Source organism: Salinimicrobium oceani, from assembly GCF_012037645.1.
This window is the reverse complement of the sequence record NZ_JAAVJR010000948.1, coordinates 1-384: the sequence shown is the minus strand read 5'-3', so window position 1 is coordinate 384 and position 384 is coordinate 1. Positions and strand designations below refer to the sequence as shown.

1 protein-coding gene is annotated in these 384 nt (G+C 37.8%); it reads right to left on the bottom strand.

The genetic code is table 11. The annotated features are described in order from the left end of the window. Positions 1-384, bottom strand: a 384-nt coding sequence (locus HC175_RS20195; protein ID WP_317172376.1) for a glycoside hydrolase family 2 TIM barrel-domain containing protein, incomplete at both ends; no start/stop codon positions are given.

Below are 384 nucleotides of genomic sequence, written 5' to 3'. Positions count from 1 at the left end.
GGTTTTAGACGAGTAGTGAAGGTGCTTAGGGAACCAAAGGAATTAAAAGATATGAAGTCAAGTTGCGGACTTTTTAATTCTATAGAAAGCACCCGCAGTTTATTTGCTCCGATAGTTGTTGTACTTACCGGGTGATTGGGATCTAACTCATGAATAAGATCTATCAAGATATTGAATCGTTCAAAGAATTTTGTGTCCTTGTAGAAGTAGGGGTAATATAATTCATTTCCCAGATTCCAGTATAACAAAGCAGGATGATCTTTATGCTGCATAACCACTCGCGCCACTCTGCTATACATTTCTTCGAAAAGATCAATATCTTCATAAAAAATACCATCTGTATGTTGTTTAGGCATAGGGATGTCTACTACAGCAGCGAGTCCA